This window comes from Candidatus Bathyarchaeota archaeon, assembly GCA_026014805.1.
GTDB lineage: Archaea > Thermoproteota > Bathyarchaeia > Bathyarchaeales > SOJC01 > JAGLZW01.
In genome coordinates, this window is sequence record JAOZHR010000031.1 from 84,819 (window position 1) to 104,322 (window position 19,504).

22 protein-coding genes and 2 tRNA genes are annotated in these 19,504 nt (G+C 44.1%); 10 read left to right on the forward strand and 14 right to left on the reverse strand.

The annotated features are described in order from the left end of the window. Nucleotides 1–13: 13 nt before the first annotated feature. The 5 genes from tgtA to NWE91_08970 all read left to right on the forward strand — a co-directional run bounded on the left by tgtA (nt 14) and on the right by NWE91_08970 (nt 5,239). A complete protein-coding gene (gene tgtA, locus NWE91_08950; GenBank protein MCW3986515.1) occupies nt 14–1,630 on the forward strand; it encodes a tRNA guanosine(15) transglycosylase TgtA in 1,617 nt (538 codons plus the stop codon). A gap of 12 nt (nt 1,631–1,642) precedes the next feature. After that, complete coding sequence (locus NWE91_08955) at nt 1,643–2,242, forward strand: PHP domain-containing protein (protein MCW3986516.1); 600 nt, start codon at nt 1,643–1,645, stop codon at nt 2,240–2,242. A gap of 16 nt (nt 2,243–2,258) precedes the next feature. Beyond that, nucleotides 2,259–3,530: an MBL fold metallo-hydrolase gene (locus NWE91_08960; GenBank protein MCW3986517.1), complete on the forward strand. Its 1,272-nt coding sequence runs from the start codon at nt 2,259–2,261 to the stop codon at nt 3,528–3,530. A 258-nt stretch (nt 3,531–3,788) separates the two neighbouring features. Next, nucleotides 3,789–3,983, forward strand: a complete 195-nt coding sequence (locus tag NWE91_08965; GenBank protein ID MCW3986518.1) for a hypothetical protein — start codon at nt 3,789–3,791, stop codon at nt 3,981–3,983. A gap of 428 nt (nt 3,984–4,411) precedes the next feature. Continuing rightward, nucleotides 4,412–5,239 carry a presenilin gene (locus tag NWE91_08970; GenBank protein ID MCW3986519.1) on the forward strand — a complete coding sequence of 276 codons (828 nt, stop codon included), beginning with the start codon at nt 4,412–4,414 and terminating at the stop codon, nt 5,237–5,239. 30 nt (nt 5,240–5,269) lie between these two features. Here the strand turns inward: NWE91_08970 and NWE91_08975 are convergent, their stop codons facing one another. The 6 genes from NWE91_08975 to NWE91_09000 form a co-directional block, all read right to left on the reverse strand. Next, nucleotides 5,270–5,491: a YbbC/YhhH family protein gene (locus tag NWE91_08975; protein MCW3986520.1), complete on the reverse strand. Its 222-nt coding sequence runs from the start codon at nt 5,489–5,491 to the stop codon at nt 5,270–5,272. Between the two features lie 93 nt (nt 5,492–5,584). Then, nucleotides 5,585–5,836 carry a 50S ribosomal protein L38e gene (locus tag NWE91_08980; protein ID MCW3986521.1) on the reverse strand — a complete coding sequence of 84 codons (252 nt, stop codon included), beginning with the start codon at nt 5,834–5,836 and terminating at the stop codon, nt 5,585–5,587. Between the two features lie 9 nt (nt 5,837–5,845). Next, nucleotides 5,846–5,922: transfer RNA gene (locus tag NWE91_08985), tRNA-Val, on the reverse strand. Nucleotides 5,923–5,990: 68 nt separating this feature from the next. Next, nucleotides 5,991–6,467 (reverse strand): NAD(P)H-dependent oxidoreductase, encoded by a 477-nt coding sequence (locus tag NWE91_08990; protein MCW3986522.1) that lies wholly within the window; start codon nt 6,465–6,467, stop codon nt 5,991–5,993. Between the two features lie 217 nt (nt 6,468–6,684). Further along, the gene (locus tag NWE91_08995; GenBank protein MCW3986523.1) at nt 6,685–7,797 is read right to left on the reverse strand and encodes a radical SAM protein; all 1,113 of its coding nucleotides are present in this window, start codon (nt 7,795–7,797) and stop codon (nt 6,685–6,687) included. 378 nt (nt 7,798–8,175) lie between these two features. After that, complete coding sequence (locus NWE91_09000) at nt 8,176–8,568, reverse strand: ATP-binding cassette domain-containing protein (protein ID MCW3986524.1); 393 nt, start codon at nt 8,566–8,568, stop codon at nt 8,176–8,178. A gap of 149 nt (nt 8,569–8,717) precedes the next feature. Between NWE91_09000 and NWE91_09005 the strand changes: the two genes are divergently transcribed. The 3 genes from NWE91_09005 (at nt 8,718) to NWE91_09015 (ending at nt 11,790) form a co-directional block, all read left to right on the forward strand. Next, nucleotides 8,718–8,805: transfer RNA gene (locus NWE91_09005), tRNA-Ser, on the forward strand. 59 nt (nt 8,806–8,864) lie between these two features. Further along, nucleotides 8,865–10,091 carry a tyrosine-type recombinase/integrase gene (locus NWE91_09010; protein MCW3986525.1) on the forward strand — a complete coding sequence of 409 codons (1,227 nt, stop codon included), beginning with the start codon at nt 8,865–8,867 and terminating at the stop codon, nt 10,089–10,091. A 457-nt stretch (nt 10,092–10,548) separates the two neighbouring features. Continuing rightward, nucleotides 10,549–11,790: a hypothetical protein gene (locus NWE91_09015; protein ID MCW3986526.1), complete on the forward strand. Its 1,242-nt coding sequence runs from the start codon at nt 10,549–10,551 to the stop codon at nt 11,788–11,790. Here the strand turns inward: NWE91_09015 and NWE91_09020 are convergent. Continuing rightward, nucleotides 11,759–11,962 carry a hypothetical protein gene (locus NWE91_09020; GenBank protein ID MCW3986527.1) on the reverse strand — a complete coding sequence of 68 codons (204 nt, stop codon included), beginning with the start codon at nt 11,960–11,962 and terminating at the stop codon, nt 11,759–11,761. The genes NWE91_09015 and NWE91_09020 overlap by 32 nt on opposite strands. 72 nt (nt 11,963–12,034) lie before the next feature. Next, a complete protein-coding gene (locus tag NWE91_09025; protein ID MCW3986528.1) occupies nt 12,035–12,172 on the reverse strand; it encodes a hypothetical protein in 138 nt (45 codons plus the stop codon). Nucleotides 12,173–12,389: 217 nt separating this feature from the next. Here NWE91_09025 and NWE91_09030 point away from each other — a divergent pair, with 217 nt between their 5' ends. Beyond that, complete coding sequence (locus tag NWE91_09030; protein ID MCW3986529.1) at nt 12,390–13,808, forward strand: hypothetical protein; 1,419 nt, start codon at nt 12,390–12,392, stop codon at nt 13,806–13,808. A gap of 215 nt (nt 13,809–14,023) precedes the next feature. On the opposite strand, the gene NWE91_09035 is transcribed toward NWE91_09030, so the two are convergent. Then, nucleotides 14,024–14,368: a transglutaminase-like domain-containing protein gene (locus tag NWE91_09035; protein MCW3986530.1), complete on the reverse strand. Its 345-nt coding sequence runs from the start codon at nt 14,366–14,368 to the stop codon at nt 14,024–14,026. 575 nt (nt 14,369–14,943) lie between these two features. Here NWE91_09035 and NWE91_09040 point away from each other — a divergent pair. After that, nucleotides 14,944–15,330 carry a hypothetical protein gene (locus tag NWE91_09040; GenBank protein ID MCW3986531.1) on the forward strand — a complete coding sequence of 129 codons (387 nt, stop codon included), beginning with the start codon at nt 14,944–14,946 and terminating at the stop codon, nt 15,328–15,330. Nucleotides 15,331–15,364: 34 nt separating this feature from the next. On the opposite strand, the gene NWE91_09045 is transcribed toward NWE91_09040, so the two are convergent. The 5 genes from NWE91_09045 to NWE91_09065 form a co-directional block, all read right to left on the reverse strand. Next, nucleotides 15,365–15,880: a hypothetical protein gene (locus NWE91_09045; protein MCW3986532.1), complete on the reverse strand. Its 516-nt coding sequence runs from the start codon at nt 15,878–15,880 to the stop codon at nt 15,365–15,367. Between the two features lie 302 nt (nt 15,881–16,182). Further along, nucleotides 16,183–17,016, reverse strand: coding sequence for a hypothetical protein (locus tag NWE91_09050; GenBank protein MCW3986533.1), 834 nt, complete (start codon nt 17,014–17,016; stop codon nt 16,183–16,185). Between the two features lie 296 nt (nt 17,017–17,312). Beyond that, complete coding sequence (locus NWE91_09055; GenBank protein MCW3986534.1) at nt 17,313–17,702, reverse strand: hypothetical protein; 390 nt, start codon at nt 17,700–17,702, stop codon at nt 17,313–17,315. A 298-nt stretch (nt 17,703–18,000) separates the two neighbouring features. Next, nucleotides 18,001–18,345 carry a hypothetical protein gene (locus NWE91_09060; protein MCW3986535.1) on the reverse strand — a complete coding sequence of 115 codons (345 nt, stop codon included), beginning with the start codon at nt 18,343–18,345 and terminating at the stop codon, nt 18,001–18,003. Between the two features lie 264 nt (nt 18,346–18,609). Continuing rightward, on the reverse strand, nt 18,610–19,422 hold the full coding sequence (locus NWE91_09065) for a uracil-DNA glycosylase family protein (GenBank protein MCW3986536.1): 813 nt from the start codon (nt 19,420–19,422) through the stop codon (nt 18,610–18,612). Between the last annotated feature and the right edge of the window lie 82 nt (nt 19,423–19,504).

Consider the following 19,504-nt stretch of genomic DNA (forward strand, 5'->3'; position numbering starts at 1 on the left):
CGGATCCAATAAGATGAGCTTTGAAGTACGCCATAGAGATATGCTTGCCAGGCTAGGTAGGATAAAAACTAAAAGTGGAACGATTGAAACACCCATTTTGCTACCGGTGATAAACCCAGCTATTCAACCAATCTCACCGAAAACTATGAGCAAAGAGTTTAACTGCAAAGCATTGATAACAAACGCGTACATTTTAAAGAAACAAACGGGCGAAGAAATCACGGAAAATGGGGTACATAAACTCCTAGATTTCGACGGAGTGATCATGACTGACTCTGGAGCCTATCAAATTCTTGTCTATGGAGAAATCGATGTTAGCCCTGCAGAAATTGTGCGTTACCAAGAACAAATTTCCACAGATATCGCTACTATATTGGACATACCAACAAGCTGGCACACAACAAGAGAACATGCAAAACAAACAGTTGACGAAACAATAAAGCGTGCTAACCAACTGGCAAAAATTAAAACACGAGATGATGTCCTGTGGGTTGCTCCAATACAAGGTGGACAACATCTTGACCTAGTTGCTTATTCAGCCAGGCAAGTAGGCAGGTTACCCTTTCAAATTCACGCCTTAGGAAGCCCTACTACAATCATGAAACAGTACATTTTTGACACATTGGTTGACATGATTCTGACGGCAAAGATGAACATGCCTCTGCAAAGACCCTTACATCTTTTCGGTGCAGGCCACCCTTTCATGTTTGCACTAGCTGTAGCTTTAGGATGCGACATATTCGATTCAGCCGCTTACGCAATCTTTGCAAGACAAGACCGCTACATGACAGAATATGGAACCAGCAGACTTGGCAGACTCCAATATTTCCCCTGTTCCTGTCCAATCTGTACAAGATTCACTCCAAAAGACATGACGCAAATGCCACAGAAAGATAGACAAGAAGCTTTGGCAAAGCACAACCTGTACGCAAGTTTTGCTGAGCTAAAACGTGTAAAACAAGCCATTGTTGAAGGTCGACTATGGGAACACTTGGAAGCAAGGGTCCATGCACATCCTGCTTTGCTTCAAGCCTTAAAACGGCTCAAGAAATATGAGAATTACATAGAGCGCTACGGTCCAGCAACTAAAAAGAGGGGGCTTTTCTTTTTCAGTAACTTAGGGCTTATGCGACCGGAGGTTATACGGTATAAGAAGTTGTTTGAGGAGAGATATTCACCACCAGAAAAAGCTAAGATTCTTGTATTGCTGCCCCAACTCTCAAAAAAGCCTTTTCATAAAGCTAAAGAAGTAAAAAGCCTAATCAAAAAGATGGAGCAGAAACTGCTTGGAAACCATACTGCGTTTCATATATGTATCTACGCAGCACCATTTGGCGTAATTCCGTTAGAGCTTGATGAAATGTATCCTTTATCTCAACATGAAATTGCGACACCGATGGACCTTGAAACTATCAAATATGTAGCTGAACAAGTCAAAAATTTCATTGCTGCATCTTCTTACGAAAAGGTAGTCTTGGTTGAAGACTTGGCTTGGAAAGGTAAAGTTTCAGCAGCTTGCGGGCACATCAATAGAAAAGATTTATCACTAACCGTGTTTGGTGTAAAAGAAACATTGAACGAGAACGTTCTCAGCAACATTGTGGAAACCCTTCAAAAATCCGTAGTTTGAGAGAAGAATCGCATGTTCGGAGTAGACTTACATCTTCATACAGTTTTTTCAAGTGACTCTACAATTAGCCCAAAACTTATCGTAGACCAGTTGCATGCGCACCCTTTTATTAAAGGTGTGGCAATCACCGACCATAACACTTTAGAGGGCTATTTTACAGTTCGTAAACTTGCCAGCGTCTATGAAGATTTAGTGATTCTGCCTGGAATCGAGATAAGCACCAATAAAGGAGATATAGTTATTTTAGGTGTCGAAGAAAAGCCAGAATATCCACTGACACTAGACTCCACTATCGAGTTCGCAAAGGCAACAGATGGAGTAATTGTAATACCTCATCCGTATCGTTCCTTAGGCATTGGCGATTCAGCCATGAACATTGACGCCCACGCCATCGAAGTCTTAAATCCTACTGCAACACTAAAAGAAAACATGCAAGCCCAGGAATTGGCAAGGGCAAAGAACTTGCCTGGAGTTGCTGGAACAGATGCTCATAATGTAAAGGAAATGTGGACCGTATTCACAGATGTAGAAGCGCAGCCGACTGTTGAAGGCGTTCTAAACGCTATCCGAAAGGGGTCCGTCAAAGCTGTCGTTGCTCATGTGGGAATTTAGCAAATAAGAATGGAAGGTGAGAAAATTTCCCTTAGAAATTAGGTTTCTTGGCGGTGCTCGTGAAGTTGGCAGAACAGCAATAGCGGTAAAGACTGGCAAAACGCAGGTTTTGTTGGATCATGGAGTTATGATGGGTCACGAGCCTGGTTTTCCTATGCATATTGCTCCTAAAGATGTGGATGCGCTTGTATTAACGCATTGTCATCTTGACCATTCTGGAGCGCTACCTATTTTTTACATACAAGATAAGAAGCCGCTTTTTTCAACTCGCTTGACTTTGGAGTTAGTGCAGCTTCTGATTAAAGATTTTATTCATCTTTCAGGCTATTATCTCCCTTTTGAGTATCTTGAATTAAAATATATGATGCAAAATTGTGTCTACCCAATTTACAGGGAGAATAAAACTGTTGGCGACATAAGTTTCCAATTTCTCGATGCTGGACACGTTCCTGGGAGCGCTCAAATTCTTTTAGAAGCGGAAGGCAAGCGGATTCTATTCACAGGCGATTTTAACACCTCTAAAACCCGTCTTTTATCATCTGCAGACAATAACTATGGAGAACTTGACGCTATAATAATTGAAACAACCTATGCAGACGAAGACCATACTGAACGGCTGGAATTGGAGAAGAATTTTATCGCTCATGTTATTGATGTTGTAGAAAAAGGCGGCACAGTTCTCGTTCCCGCTTTCAGCATCGGACGCTCACAAGAAATCGCCTGCATTCTCGCAGCACACCACTTTGAATATCCAATAACTATAGACGGTATGGCTAGGGCAGCTAACCGTGTAATGATGGGCAACACAGAATTTCTGCGTGATCCACGCCTTTTTATGGACGCTGTTCGCGGGGCCATGTGGGTAGATGGATGGAGAGATCGCAGAACCGCACCTAAAAAACCAGGCGTAATTATTTCACCAGCGGGCATGTTAAAAGGCGGTCCAGCCGCTTTCTACATTTCAAAGTTAGGCAAGAAAACTCGCAACGCTGTTTTCCTTGTCAGCTATCAAATACCGGGCACACCAGGGCATGAACTATTGGAAAAGGGAATGTGTGTAATCGATGGTAAAGTGCGTAAAGTTGAGGCTCAAGTGGAACATTTCGATTTCTCTTCTCATTGTGACGCCAGTCAACTTCGAGAGGTTGTAAAGAATTTGAAAGGTAATCCTGCAGTGTTTGCAGTTCATGGTGCTGAAGGGAACTGTGAACGATTTGCCAGATGGGTGAAGAAGAAGGTAGGTTTTAAAGCTATAGTGCCAAAAGCAGGCGACAGGTTTACTGTTTGAAGGTAAAAAATAACGAATAAAATATAGCCAGCGTGTATGTATACAGGGTTCTGTTAACTCTTAGGGACTCAGAGCATAAAAAGGTGTGAGTGTTAACCAGAGGGACTTTAAGGAATATACATTGACAGGATACCGTAAACTTATTTGTCATGAACATTTAAAAGCTGAGACTCGTTAAGGTGACAGAACCTTTTCGTGATTTTCCTATTGGAGACAGTGTTCTTTTTGAATAAACATTGAATGGAGGTGAAAGAAACGTTGGCTCTTCCAATAGTACTAAACGACCAACGAAAAGGCTACATATTTCATGGACATGGCAAACTAATCCTTGACACCATAGTTGAAACTGAAAAGGGCGCTATCGGCAAATCTGTTGAGAAAAAAAATCAACGAACCCTTCTTGATGCTGGGAGACACAAAAGAACCACAGCAGAGCCTCACCTCAGCAACTGATGAAGATTTGGAAGGAAGGGGATATGAAAGCCGCCGAGAATTCGTGACTAAAGCAGAAGATTTACTTGATCAATTTTTTAAAGGTAGAATGCATAGGCGTCGATGTTCCGACGAAGATTATGGGTTCATCTTTGCCTTTTTAAATGAGGGTGGCCATCTAGATATTCTGTGGCTAAAGGCTCCAAGTTGGTTTACAAGGCGATGGACATAGTTTTCGTGTCAAATAGAAACAATGTTGTTCTGAAAAGCTCAAGCGGAGTGGTTTGCACGAACAATGGCAAATCTGTAATTATAAAGAACGGGAAATCGTTTATTATCAAGAAATAATGCTTTTTCAGCACTGTTACTGAACCTCCCTTTTTTTCTCTTTATTGTGTAGAAAGTGTTATTCGTTGGTTTTAGAATTGTGAGTAGGCAGGTCAGACGTTATGGCTGAAGAAGAGTTTAAAGCAACCCCTATTTACATTGTACCAATATTTGCAAGCTTGCTTGTTAGCGTTCTATGTGCATTTTTGTTCTTGGAATCTAAAGTAGAATTGACCCCTACAACGGTATTTCCTGAGACGGGGTATGGACCACTATTTAACGCAATGATTTTTGTTCTTGCAGCAGGGTTCGGTGCCACCATGATATATTTTCTCTTGAAGCGTGGTGTACATCGTTTCCTCCGTCTTTTAATGGGTCTAGCGTTTTCCTTCCTCACATTCCTTCTTGCGATCCTTTATTTTGAACTTGTTCTCATGATTTTAGACATAGAAGTTTCTTTGGCGGTGATTTTTGTTTTGACTATTCTAACGACTGCATTTGTTGTTCTAGAGGTTTTTTTGAGAAAGGGCAAGTTTCATGCGATTATCGTTCTTATATTTGGAGGAGCCACTGGAGCATTGTTGGGAGCTTCTATTCCTTTGTTTAGTGCAGTCTTGATTCTATTGTTACTGAGTATTTATGACGTAGTTGCTGTTTTCCGTGGTCCTGTGGGTAAGATTGCTGCGAAAGGTTTAGAGCATTTGCCTGGGGCCAGTTTCTCCTTCAGAAACATTTACGTGGGGCTTGGCGATTTGACATTCTATTCAATGCTGGTCAGCCGGGTTTTTTTGAGTTTTGGCTGGGAGGCTTGTGTTGCTGCAATGTTGGGGGTGCTATTGGGTTCCTTTTTGTCCTTCAAAATGGTGGAGAAGAAAGGGATGTTTCCAGGGTTGCCTTTCTCTGTGTTGTTCGGTTTGTTTGCTAGCTTCATAGTTTTGATCTGGAATTAAATGTTCGATGGTCCTTAAACCATTACTTGCCTACAGCAGCTTGAAACTTGAAGCCGTTATTTTGCCTTTTTGATTTATTTCTATTTCGAAATTTTCTCTCCAAGGATGTCCACATAGGTTTATGGGACATGTGCCTCTAACTATCCAAACTCCGTCTTTCTGTTCTGTTATGACCACTCTAACGTCTTCCACATTTCTCTTGTCCTTAACAAAACTAATTGCAATATCTTGTGCGTCTTCAAATTCTACCATGAGATTCACCTGAATCGTTGTATGTTAACGTTCTGAATCGGATAAGAATTATGAACGATCAATAAGTAGTGTGGCTCTTAATTTGACATAAAATTAGAGTTCCCGAATCTCGCAGTTCAGTTTCTTTATGATTTCTTCTGCTTTTGTTGGATCTATCTTTAACGTGTAGAGCAGTCTTGGGGTGCGGAGTTTCAATTTTACTGTTCTAGGTAGCCTTTTTATAGCGCAGTAGGCTGCGTGTTCGCTTAGTTCTACAAATTTTTCTGTATCCGTAATCTCTGTAGGCATCGTTCTCCGCTCTTTTACTGTGAATGTGCGGTCAAGTATTTGTGCTTTTTTGTGCAAGGCTTGTTATGGTGGGCCGGGCCGGACTTGAACCAGCGACCTTTGGCTCGTAAAGCCAATGTCCTACCCAGCTAGACGACCGGCCCCCTGTTTGCGAATAAGCCAAAAATCTGTTTGAGGATTATTTAAGTTTGTAGGAATGTTTTCCGAATGCTCAAGGCTTTAGTTTCAGGACAAGGTCAGCAACCATCTTGCCTAACTCTCTGCATCTTTCTTCTTCTCGTTCCTTCGGCTTTCCAACTGCAGCGGCGCCATAATGCCCAGCATTGGCTCGCCCTTGAATAATCATTCCATGAATAAGCATAGCTTCCAAAATTGAAATGATGGTGGTCTCAGCGCCACTGGCGACACCGCCAGAACTTGTGAAGGCTGCACCCACCTTGCCTTCGAGTTTTCCGTGAATCTTAACCGACTCGTCAAACATGGCCTTGACTTTGCTGGACATTTGACCGTAGTAAGTGGGCGATCCAATAATAATCCCCTCGGCTTTCAATAAATCATCATTAGTTGTTTCATCCACCTTCTTCACCAAAGCATCAACACCCGTGGCTTCTTTCACACCTTCAGCAACTAAAAAGGCCATTTTCTTTGTGTTCCCGGTTTTCGAATCATAAATTATCAGAATCTGCAAACACTTCACCACATCAATCGATTCCTAGGAAACACTGTCGGGGTAATAAAACTACCGACTCATCAAACTATTAAGCAGTTCATGAAAGTCAGCATAGGTTTGAAATTCCGTGCGCGCATAGAACCTTTATCCACAAGTCTCATTTGAGAACGAAACCTCCCGAAGGACAATATGCGCGCGTATCGTGTGTGAAGAAAGAACGAAAGTAGATAGAATCCTACGAAAGTAGGTGTACGTTGCCTATTCTTACGTTATTTAAGTGTTTTTTCGCGGTGATGTAGCAGTTGTGGGCGTGTTTTCTGCTTGTGGCTGGCAAATCGTTTAGTATGTATGCTGGATAGAAAGCTAGAAGTGTGTAAGGAATTTGGGGGCTTATCTCTGCAATGAATTTGGCAATGCCTTCAACTTCTAGGGTGTCCACGTAGCCTGGGATTAGCAGTGTGCTAGCCGTCAGAATAGGGAGTTCTGGTCTTTGATTGTAGTATTTTTTGCCTATTTCTTGGAAGTTTTCGAGAGTTGCTTTGTTTGATGTTCCACACAGCACTTTGTTGAGGCTTTCGTTCCATGTTTTTAGGTCGAATTTCATGTTTCCGCCGCTTTTCAGCGAAAGCTCTGCGGCTTGTTGTGCATAGTTTGGGAGCATTCGACCGTTTGTTTCCCAACAGATACGTAGTATCTTGTTTGTGTCTGAAGCTTCTCTTAGGGCAGTTTGGCTGGTCTTTAGGGCGTGGGGCATTTGGGTAGACGGGTCGCCTCCGAAGAAGCAGATACATGATGTTTTTCCATTGACTTTTGATGCTAGCTGTTGGGCTGAAATTGTGGGTTTGCGTTTTTGGGCTAGGTTGCGGTAGTGCCAGTTTTGGCAGAAGAGGCAGTCTGTGCTGCAGCTGCCGTAGAAAACGGCGAGGTTTGAGTAGCCTATTTCTGCTTTTGGTTTGTAGGCGTATTTTGGATAGCCTGCACCTGTGCATCCTGGACAGAACCACCATGAGACGCAGTTTGTCGGCAGCGGGTCGTAGTACCATTGTAGTATGCCCTTTTCAGGTGTTCCGCCGTGGCGTCTTAGCTTGCCTTCTTGGTTTTCCACAAGACCGCAATATCCTTTCTGTCCGTTGGCTATTTTGCATTTGTTGGCGCATTGGCCACATTGAAGGCCGTTGGGTGTTTGTGGCGGTTTTGCCGGTAAATTGAAGGCTTGTCGGGTTTCGGCGTGGATTTGGCTGCTTTTTTGCAAAGCTTTTTCTGGTTTTAAACGGATGCAGTTTAGGCAAATGCCTAGTTGACCTGAAATTAAAGGTGAGCGGGTGTTACAGATTTGACATTTACCCAATTGATCGGGTTCTCCGTGAAATGTTTGGGGCGTTTATTCTTTATAGTATCAGTTTTAGTTATTACTATTCAGTCCATCTTGAAGAAAAAAAGTTGTATGTAGGTAGAACCAAATATCTTGACCTAAACAGAGATTTACAGAATCTAGTTTTGATTTTATTAGGTACTATTTCCTGAGTTACCGTCTGTAACCTTTGAATTATATATCATTACTAAAGTCCATTAAAAGTCATTCGTGTAGGCACACTATATAAGATGCCTAATCTCTTGGCAGCCTGAACATATTCTGGTGAAATGCACATTTCACCTACCAGTATCGCCCATGCACTTTCTGGCGAGGCTACAATTCTTCTAAGATGGCCGCGTTCGCGTTCCTGCGCTATCGAAGTGCCAGAGAATAAGAGACAACCAAAGATTGCTTCAAGGATCTTGACACTGCATCATTGACTTCTCCGTGCGGAACATTGTATAGTGAAGTCACGAACTCAAGGTTCTCCTTCCCAGTCAGAGTTTGGTAGAAGATGCTTTCTTGAAAACATATACCTATGAGCGGCTTAGTTTTTTCTGGTTCTTTCTGAACGTCTATCCCGTTGATGAATGTACGTCCCTTTTTAGGTTGCAGCAAACCCACTATGAGCTTGGTCAGCGTCGTTTTGCCTGCTCCGTTGGGTCCGAGAAGGCCGAGACATTCACCCTTCCTAACTGAAAAAGAAACATCTTCGACGACTGTTTGATCCCCATAGCTGAAACTGACATTCTGAACTTCAAGCAAAATTTCCTCCCCCTTGGTAAATCATAAAGCTATAGTTATAGAATAGTTTTACTCTGCCAATGCTTGCGCGCAAAAACAAAAATAACACATACGACGAATTGTTGCTGAACTTAGTAGATTTAATGAGATAACGAAGTAGGGTTACCTTTGCGGGGTTGCCCTAGCCTGGTAGGGGGCAGGCCTGCTAAGCCTGTGGTCCATCGGGCCGCGCGGGTTCGAATCCCGCACCCCGCGCCAAATCCTCGGGTTACATTAGATTTATATATGTGCATGATCTATTCTGATTAGTGTTAAGCTTGAATGCGCACGTGCGTGACGCTTGGTTTGATAGGGTTTATAGACGCAGCCATTCGGATCACAGCAAGCACGCCGCTGAAATGGCTTTGAGGGCATTCGATAGGACTCTTGGAAGGCCAGCTGAGGCTGTAATCGATGCGATTAAGAAGGAGCAGCTAGACGTTTACTCGGTCTTTGAGGAATTCACAGCAAAGCTGGATAAGGCCAGTTATAGTCCTCACACGATTAGCGACTACGTGAATAGAGTCAAGCAGTATTTCATCTACAACGACATAGTTATGGATAAGAGTATCTTCCGTGTCAAAGTCGGATTGCCAAGGATTATAGATCCTGACGATAGAGCGCCGACTGTTGGAGAGCTAAGGAAAATCCTGACATGGGGCAAACTTAGAACAAAGACGCTAATTCTAGTTCTGGCAAGCTCAGGGATGAGGGTTGGAGAGGCGATCAAGCTTAAGGTAAGAGACCTTGACTTTAGCTCCAAGCCTGTGAAAGTGCAGCTTTCACCCCGTGTCGCTTCGAAGACCGGTGAAGCAAGAGCAACTTACATCTCTGATGAAGCATTGGAATACCTAGAGCAATACCTAGGTGAAAGAATCAATGAACCTGAGGCTTGGGTGTTTGTCTCCGAGGCTGACAATTGCAGACATATGAGTGACGATAGAGCTTGGAGGACAATTATTGACTGTGTGGAGAAGGCTGGACTTGGCAAGTCAAGGGAAACAACGGTGCGTGGGAGAAGAAAGATACACCCCCATAGTTTGAGGAAGTTCTTCTTCTCAAAGGTTGTGGGCGTGATAGGCGAGACTGCTGCTCATGCGTTGATGGGACATGGTTCATACATGAAAACATACTATCGAAGGACGGAGGAGGAGAGGGCGAGGGACTATCGTAGGTGCATGCCATACCTTACAGTTTTTGGCGAGTCACCGGAAAAGAGCAAGTGGAAAGAAGAGGCCAAGCTTGAGGCTATTAGAGCCTTTGCCCAAGCTATGGACGTAGATCCCATGCGTGTTAGAATAGAAAAGCAGAAGGAACTGGCTAGGGAGCCCACAGCTGAAGAGGAGATAAAAGCAATCCAAAACGAAATCAGGAAGCTCAGATCTGGAAACAACGATCCCAAAAAGATCATAACTGAGAAGGATCTTCCGAAACATTTAGCTGAAGGATGGGATGTCCAAAACATTCTTCCAAGCGGAAAAATAATCATAGCAAAAATCGACTAAAATGCATGCATATTTACTACGTATCAACTACCAAATAGCAGGATTGTCCATAGAGTAAATGGTCTGCATGGGTTGATGTCCCAATACAACTTCTAGGGACATGAGGCCATTCAAACACTCTGGAAAAGCCCAATTATTACGCTATTTGGACGCCATGCATACTGCTGGCCGCTGTAACCTTCAAAAGAAGACCCTGATCATTTGTTAGTATGTGTCTGCAATTGTGAAACTGTGCTATTTGCAGCTGGTGGTTGCTGCGACGTAAATTGTGGTTAATCGGAATTAACACCCATTTCAGCATAGAAGTTTCTTCCACAAGCCATAGGAATTGAAGCCAGCATATACGCGCACCTCTTTTATGAATAGAACATTCTTCATCTTGTTCTGGAACTAGGTTTCACAAAGCTTTCATTAATCCTATCTTATTAATCATACAAGATAGGTGATGAATCGAATTATGAGGTCTTTAGGTAGATTTAGGCGTGCAATACTCGTGTCACTCGTTCTTGTGGTAGTAGCATGCATGCTAACCAGTGGTTCATACTTGGCTGACATGATGTATCGGAATAATCATGCGGGATCTTCCCAAATTGCTGAAACCCAACATGTTGTCGAGGTAAGTGAGACAAGTGTTGTTCCGCAACGGTTTTCTAGCGACGTCGAGACCGCAGTGGTCACGCCTGTTGCGAGGGTTGCTGACCCTCTGTCTGTGAATCCTAATTCTCTTTCTCCGCAAGCTCTTCTGCCCAATATCGAGCCTGCGTTTGCGATCCCATCAGACCAGACAACAGTCACACACACGAATTGGGCAATTCCCACTGGATCCAGCCATCCTTATGACATTGCGATCGACTCTTCCAACAACGTCTACTTCGTTGAATCTGATGGTAATAGGATTGGGAGGCTTGTTCCCTCTACGAACGTGATCACTGAGTGGCCCATACCTACAGCAGACAGCACTCCTTGGAGTGTTGCGGTTGACTCTTCCAACAACGTCTACTTCACAGAAAGAGATGGTGAGAAAATTGGTAGGCTTGTTCCCTCTACGAACGTGATCACTGAGTGGCCCATACCTACAGCAGACGGCCATCCTTGTGGTGTTGCGGTTGACTCTTCTGACAACGTCTACTTCGCAGAATCTGGTGGTAATAAGATTGGTAGGCTTGTTCCCTCTACGAACGTGATCACTGAGTGGGCCATACCTACGGCAAAAATCCCATTAGGTGTTGCGATCGACTCTTCCAACAACGTCTACTTCATGGAATATGGGGGCAATGCGATTGGCAGGCTTGATCCCTCCACCAACGTGATTACTAAGTGGGCCATACCTACGGCATACAGCCATCCTCGACGTGTTGCGGTTGACTCCTCCGACAACGTCTACTTCACAGGAGAAAGTGGTAATAAGATTGGTAGGCTTGTTCCCTCTACGAACGTGATCACTGAGTGGGCCATACCTACAGCAGACGGCCATCCTTGGGGTGTTGCGGTTGACTCTTCTGACAACGTCTACTTCGCAGAAGCTGGTTATTATGCACCTGGGATTGGTAGGCTTGTTCCCTCTACGAACGTGATCACTGAGTGGCCTGTGCATCTTCCATATTCAACTGGTGGCTTCCCAAGAGCTGTTGCGATCGACTCTTCTGACAACGTCTACTTCGTTGAAACTAATGGAAATTGCATTGGTAGGCTGAGCTGAGACGGTGCCCCAGGATGCCTTCACCTGAGAAGCGGCATCTTCTCTTCGTACTCCTAACTATATTTCTTACAACGGGTCTAGTATTAGCCTCGATACCCCAAGATACGATTGTAGCGCCTGCTTCAACTCCAGTCACTCCTTCGGATACGACTGTACCACCATCAGGCCCCACGACCTATGTAGCGCCTGCTTCAACTCCAGTCACTCCTTCGGATACGACTGTACCACCATCAGGCCCCACGACCTATGTAGCGCCTGCTTCAACTCCAGTCACTCCTTCGGACACGACCGTACCACCCTCTACAAACACACCCACTCCAGTTTCTTCCACCGTAGAGCCTGTGATCAATACCTTGGAGGGGGTGATAGCCTGGTCCGGCACAATTGTAGATCCTGTTATCAATACCTTGGAGGGAGTGATAGCCTGGTCCGGCACAATTGTAGAGCCGGAAGTCAGTACGCTGGTAGGAACCGTTTACCTCGCACCCGCCATCGAAAGCTGTGATTCAACCGGAGAGAAAAAGGATACCTTCCACCCCAACGAGGGCGTATATGTAACAGGAACCGGGTATTCACCCTCCACAACCTACGACATACGCGTGGTAGAGGATGTAGCTGCGTGGACCGATGGCATGGCCATCCCATCACGTGTTCCAGATACTGCAATTTCGGTGTCCTCGGATGCCAGTGGGATTATTCAGCCAATGCTTGTATGGAGTGATCCTCTCGTTGTTGGGAAGTATGACATCATAGTTGATGTGAACAGCAATGGCTTATTTGACCAAGACATGGACCCTTTGGACGACAGCGACATAGAAGTGCATGCATTCCTTATGACAATAACTCCTGCAAGCCAATCGGCCCCCGCAATTGCATGGGCAAGCTACACTGTTACCGTCACGAATTTGGCAGATGTTGAACACACAGTTTTGCTTCAAGGGCCTCTGGGTGAGAAAGCGTGGCTGCCCTACTGTGACTGGACAGATGGACCGTATCCCTTCACAACCGAGTTCATCCTTGCCGTAGGAGAGGTGAAAGATGTCCCGCTTGGAGTCCGAGTATGGGATCCTTCGGCTATCGGCGGTCCACCATACACGTATCTCATTGGGGTGTATGGTTACACTAGTCTTGACGGCTATGCACAGACCGTGGCAATCGCAACTGCCGACCACTCTGTCGTCGGAGATTACGGAACAATATCAACTGCAACCGGAACTGGAACAGCCCGCTTCGCGTCAGATGCTGGCACGATTGTAGGCCTCGAAGCGGTGGACGAAGCCACGCTACCTGCGGAAGGCAAGCCTGAAGGGGTCGTCTTTCCCCATGGACTGTTTTCCTTCACCGTTGAAGGCCTCACCCCCGGTCAGACGATTACGATGTACCTCGAACTGCCATCTTCCTGGCCCATCGGCCAACCCTACTGGAAACATCAGGAAGGCGTCGGATGGTTCCCCTTCCCCATCGGCAGCGACGACGGAGACGCCATCATCACGCTCACCCTCACCGACGGTGGGCCCACCACAACCACTGGAGACGGTGACAACACTGCCAACGGCGTAATCGTAGAACCCGGAGGCCCCGCGCTTGTGCCTCCTGAAGTCTGGTCCACAGACCTGCTCGGCAGCGCTAAAGGAACCTTCCTACCGGGCGACGAAGTATATGCGGAGGGAACATGGTTTCCTGCAAACACAGCAGTCGCAATCTACTTCATCCCCGACGGAGAAGAGATATTGCCAGAACACGCTGTTGCCAGCGCAATCCAGACCACCAACAACGCTGGAGGTCTCCCAGTCACCCTAGTGTGGTCGTCACCACTAGACCTAGGAACCTACGACATCTGGGTTGACGTAAACCAAAACGGCTTCTTCGACAACGGTGATGCTTTAACCGACCAAGCCCTAGGCGTCTACGGGTTCAACGTCATCCCAGAACCCGCCGTCCTGGTCAGCATTCTCCTGATGGTCGGCGCCCTCGCCACCTACAGCTTAGCCAGCAAACGCAAACACGCTATTGATTAACTCACTGTTTTCTGAAAGAGAAAGCATATCAGAACCTGCTAATTCGTGAGTCTATCTTCCGCAGACTCCCGCTTTTCCACACACACGCATGCATGCAAGGGTTTTGCTTATCTGTATCGTGAGGTAACGTCCTCAATTTTCCCGTCTTCAAAAGCTAAGACGTTCAATGTGAACCTTGGCCCCCAACCCCAGCTTCTGTAACGCGAAGTATCATTCTAAGAAGCAGTAGGACTTGGATCGACGTGAGTCCAAATGTCGTCCACTTTCACCTCTGCCCAAACATGAAAACCGCGAGCAGTAACCAAGTAGAATTGTCGAGAGACAACGAGTCTGGCCTCATATCCAAGGGCCAAACATGCAGCCACATAAACAATAGCGAATTCTTCACATTTGCCCTTCCCTTGGCTCAGAATCTGTTGAGGCTCAGAGTATCGCGTGAAGCTCTCAGAGGACCAATTGAGATTTTGACTTATCCACCTCAAAAGCTCAATAAAGTCGTAGGTTCCATTGATCCTATCGTGCATGTACGTTTTGGTTTTATTCCTGTTCAGATCTTTCATTACACTCAAGTAGTACCACTGGGAATCAAGCATGCATGAATAACAGATAAGCGCTATAACGACTGCCGTGATTACACATATAATGGCTACAGTCCTCTTTTTCGTAAGCTTGGGGCGACGCATCTCAGCTGAGCATTTCGTTGTAGTTCAATATAGGCTTTGACACCAATGCATGCATGTATCTGCTTATTTTGGCTAGCGGAGCATAGAGGATTTGAAAGGAGTTCTGATATTCTATGTAGTTATTCACTCGTAAAATATGAGATTTCTGTTTTCATGTCCATCATGCTCTGCCATCAGAAATCCTCTACTTGTGATTACGCAACAATTTGTGGCTTTAGAGTTAAAAGATTTCACAATAGAAAAAGAGGGAGTTTTGCGGGAGATGTCTCCATTTGTCGCCGGTTCAAATCCAGCCCTCGACACCTCAATGGGGCTCTGGAAAAGGTCAGCGATACTTCACTTTCTCATCCTGAAGAGAGATCAACGTAGACACTCTCGATAATGAATCCTAAGTGTGGATGAAAATCCTATTAGTTCTGACTGCAATTCATACATTGTAGTGGGGAGCCGTAATGTCCAAGAGAATGGAGAGACAACTAACTGGCAAAATGGGTGAGTTCAGAGTTTTCGTCAAGTTGTTGGAGCAAGGATTTGTGCCTTATGTTCCACTTGTTGATGAAGGAATAGATTGCTTGTTGCTAGATGGTACTAAGATTCAAATAAAAACCGTAAAAACGCAGAGAGACCCAAGGTGGTTTCAGGTAACAAATCTTGTGCCTGAGGATGACTTCTACATAATTTGCGTTGATGCAAGTGGAGCGTTTTGGGTCTTTCCTTCAAGAGTTTTTGCTGAGAACGCTACCGAATCCAAGGGAATATTTGATCTAAACCTCGACAGTAAAGGCAGATTTGAGAAACTGCGGAACTACCAAAACGCTTGGCATTTATTGAAGAAATAGGACTCCCGCTCTCTCGGGATGAAGTGGGCTATTCTTAGAAGGTACGGTCAAATCCGAGCACATAAGGACACAGGATGGGGTATTGTGTAATTGCTCCCTTCTTTCGTTTGTAATGACAAGCTAGTCGCAAGTGATATTTCCCGATTGATCCGCATAGTTGCTTTCCTGACTGATACCACTCTGTTTTCCTTCTTGAGGCGTTGACCGCTACAACCATTTCGATCTGCGTCGGCATCATTCCTGCCACGTCCATGTCACTTAGTTTAGTTGATGCCTTTTGTTTTCCCCATTGTGTGTGAGAGTGGAAATAGCCGACGTGATGCAGTTGCATGAGGCTGGGCAGGAGTTCTTGGACTCTTGACTCTCTTTTCCAGTCAGGTTCAACCTCAGTTGGTTTTCTTTTTGCTGTTTGATAGGGGATAACGTATTCTATTACTATTCTGTTTCGGATGTTGTAGCCGAGCAGGGAGCCTAGGCATTCGTTTCTATAGACTTCGATTGCCGATAGCACTAGACCAATAAAGGCCTTGTCAGAAAGGAAAACGTCCACTGGATAGACCTCGCTTATAGTCTGTAAATGCTATTCCATTTGCTTCTTAAGTTTAACTCACGCTCGAATCAGCATTTTCAATGGGTTTCGACAAGAAACAGGACTAATTGGAGTCCAAAAGAAAACTTTGCAGGCCAATTATCTCAAAAATGGGGTTGTGCGGGTGACATCTCCACTCGTGGTGAAGTCCAGACTGATTGAGAGGCTGATTGATGTAGTGATCCGACCTCATCTGGGGCTCCGATTGTTCGCTGCACTAGATGGTGCTACGAGCTTTGCATGCATGCATGCGCGCGCATGTTCTATGGTTTGGCTTCTTTCAAAATCTTCTCGACTCGCTCTCGCAGTTTTGCATTTTGAGTTGCCAGATCATCAAGCTTTCTTCTAATAAGATATTTGTATTCTTCTGCCAATTCACTGTGTAAGAGTACATACACAATATCTTTGTAAAAATCTTCAAACTGAGCATCATCTAACTTGATTATGAGATCAAAGGTCAGGTCATGTAAAGGTTTGCCAGGAAACTTCCTAAGTAATTGAAAAGCTCGCACTGCAGCACTCGTCAACGTTCTATCCCAAACTAGGTCTTCAGCAAACTCCTGCGTACAATCAATCAAGTTAGTTTTCCATAACGAACCTTCAGGCTCAAATGCAAGCATGTAGTCCAACGCATTCCAAAGATGCATCTGGAGAGTACCTTTCCACATGAGCTTCTTTCTAAAGAAATCCTTTACCCCTTTTTTTGTTCTGAAGTTTGGATTGGGACTAAATTTAGGAGAAAAATACCAAGCAACTCTCTTCGAATTGCTTAGCCTTTCGAAAAACTTGTAGCCACGTTCACGAATTTCTGGAATTGGGCTTTCCATCTCTTCAAGATAAAGCTCAATGTCTTGTTGATTTGCTATTAACCGGGGATTCACGACTTGCAGGAATTTGTGGTATTTCTCATCCTCGCCCATCAACTTGAGTTCTTCAATTTTTTTTCCCTCTAGAAGCTTCTTCTTATGGCGAAAATAGGTGGCTCTGGCTATATCTTCAGGTAAAGCTTTTCTCAACTCTCTAGGAGTGAGTTTGCGTGCTCCTAAGACATGAAGTATTTCTTCTTCGACGTCTCTTTGTGCTTGATTACCTGACAAGTCTCAAATCCTAGACAAAAGTCTCATTTTGCGAATAAAAGGCTTACGTTTTTCACAAAAGTATCGTTTTGCTACTCTAGAAATCGCTTTATCCCCCCACTCTAATTATGAGATGCGCGCCGACGCGCTGGTGGGCCGGAGCTGGAGAAGGATGCGCATCCTAGAACCGCGTGCGTCATTAGCATATTGACAATGAAAAAGGAGGGATTGTGCGGGTGACATCTCCATTAACCTTGGTTTTACTTCAAACCGATAGAATAATATAAAGATGCATGCATGATATGAAGGGCTTCTACTTATCTACACCTAGATAGCAGCAAATCAACTACCGTTTTCTGAATAACTGGATTGTGCTCCTCATACATCGTGTTGTTTCTTACATTGTACTTATCTTTGATCTTTCCCAGCTCTTTTGCGCCAACCCAAATCCATTTCACCTTCACACATTCTCCAAGACCTGTTGACAAAACTTGGTCATGAACGACTATTCCAACTGCTTTAATAGTCAGTCCCAAACCAGCAGGATGTGACTTCAGATAAATTATGTCGCCTATTTTGATATAGGCAAGCATACTATGCAATGCTGGAGCGTCAGCTTTACCCCATCCTACACAAGCTACTTCTTTGGTAAGAAATCCATCGGTTACATCTTCAAGATAATAAGCACCTAATCCATATATCGCCAAAACATTCTCACCGCTAACCAATAAATGCTGATCTCATTTATCCTTTTTCAGATACAATGTTGCTAACTTGATAAGTGAGAAATGGAGCCTATTTCATAAAGAAAAATGCTAAATTCATGCACACATACGAAACAGGATAGAAGAGAGTGACAGCGACGACCTCTCCATCAACAAGTTTATGGTTGTGCTATTTTCCACATTTGATGCATGCATCCAAGCTAGACGACGACCCTACGTGGATGGACGAGGGTACTGAAATACGCCAAATAATAGTTCATTTGCGCGCGCGCTTTTGATTTTACCTCGAGAGCTTTTCCTTTAGTGCCAGATAGTCTTCTATTATGTCATATTTCCTTAGTGTCAGAGGAGCTCCAGATTTGAAATCGAATTTTTTATGTTCTTTTCTACCGTCTTCCCATTGAATCGTTCTATGGAACCAGATTCCAAATGCAAAGGGGAAACTGTAATGAATATGTTTTATAGTGGGGAGTTTGTCCTCAGGTGTGAAAATCCAATGATTTTTAGTTATATAGGCCTTCCATTTGGCGTTGGTCCTAGGCATTTCGACCTCAAAATAACCGCCGAACCTCCTTTTCTTGTCTTCCTTCCAGTGGAAACCTAGAGGTTCGATTTCTTTCCTCAAAACAATAAACATCGAGTTACCTATGGCGTCAATTACAGACTTTCTTTCTTTTTGCAATTCAAATCCTGTGAGAACACGAAGAGTATTAGCATAAAAACCTGCCGAAGCTTTTGTTGCACAAGAAGAAGGCGTGTTCGAGAAAGTAGGTTGGCGTGGGGTTTAGGTGGAGCGCGCGCAGAGGGTTGTAATGTCTTCTTAGTGGTGCAACCACAATAATGGAAGCTTCTGGTTCCTAAAGTATGTATGCGTACAATAACGCGGTGTCTATCCTTCCTGTAATCTTCTAAGACGCTCTAGTATTATTGTTCTTGTTTCTGGTTGTTTTCTCCACTTATTGTCATAATCTCTACGACTTTCTGCTGATATTTTCTTTTCACGGAGCAACTCATTAAGCAATTGAACAAACTGGTTGTACTCGACCATTGTTTCTTTTAGTTTTCGTTGCTCTTCTGTGATGAAATCTTTTATTCTCATTCCATGTTGGTATTTATAAGAATCTAAAAAATATCTCAATGCTTCAAACTCTTTTTCATATTCATCATCACTTATTCTTGCAGAATAGTGAGTTAGTCCTAAAAGCGGTTTGAAACGATCTATTGCAATCAGTACATCAAAAGCTTTTTTCCCTAAGGCAATAATGACTTTAGGCTTTACAATCCTCACTTCCTTGTCAAACCATTTAATGCAGTTGTCAACCTCTGTTTTAGTCAGCTCTTTGAATTTTCTCTCTCTGCACTTCACGACATCTGTGAGGTGCGCATTGTTAAATCCATATTTTTTCATATTTACATAGAGCCTTCTATCATTCGGTGTCGTAGGAAATTCTCCAAGATGCGGTTGTGTGGCGACAAAAATGTAATCTTCAGCTCCAAAGAAGCCTTTCACATCTCCAATTGGGGGAAAATTCCAGAAATCATTTTTTCCACAACGATTACACCGACTGATGGAGCTTCTCAAGTCTTTGAGATTCATGGTTAAGAGTGAACAGTAACTGACATAAAACTCTGCACGTGCGAAAAGCTGGATGCATGTAACCCGCTGAATTATAACTGGTTCGAATCCCGCACCCCGCGCCATCCGCTGTCCCACAAACAAATAGGTTTTTGCAAAGCATTTTGAGAAATATTAGATTTTTGCTGAGATTTAGGCTTTACAGCTT

What these genes read in the sequence shown, in the direction of transcription:
- tgtA (MCW3986515.1), top strand. Translation starts at nt 14, where the DNA reads ATGAGCTTTGAAGTACGCCATAGAGATATGCTTGCCAGGCTAGGTAGG.
- NWE91_08955 (MCW3986516.1), top strand. Translation starts at nt 1,643, where the DNA reads ATGTTCGGAGTAGACTTACATCTTCATACAGTTTTTTCAAGTGACTCT.
- NWE91_08970 (MCW3986519.1), top strand. Translation starts at nt 4,412, where the DNA reads ATGGCTGAAGAAGAGTTTAAAGCAACCCCTATTTACATTGTACCAATA.
- NWE91_08975 (MCW3986520.1), bottom strand. Translation starts at nt 5,491, where the DNA reads ATGGTAGAATTTGAAGACGCACAAGATATTGCAATTAGTTTTGTTAAG.
- NWE91_09015 (MCW3986526.1), top strand. Translation starts at nt 10,549, where the DNA reads ATGAGGTCTTTAGGTAGATTTAGGCGTGCAATACTCGTGTCACTCGTT.
- NWE91_09035 (MCW3986530.1), bottom strand. Translation starts at nt 14,368, where the DNA reads ATGAAAGATCTGAACAGGAATAAAACCAAAACGTACATGCACGATAGG.
- NWE91_09040 (MCW3986531.1), top strand. Translation starts at nt 14,944, where the DNA reads ATGTCCAAGAGAATGGAGAGACAACTAACTGGCAAAATGGGTGAGTTC.
- NWE91_09065 (MCW3986536.1), bottom strand. Translation starts at nt 19,422, where the DNA reads ATGGCGCGGGGTGCGGGATTCGAACCAGTTATAATTCAGCGGGTTACA.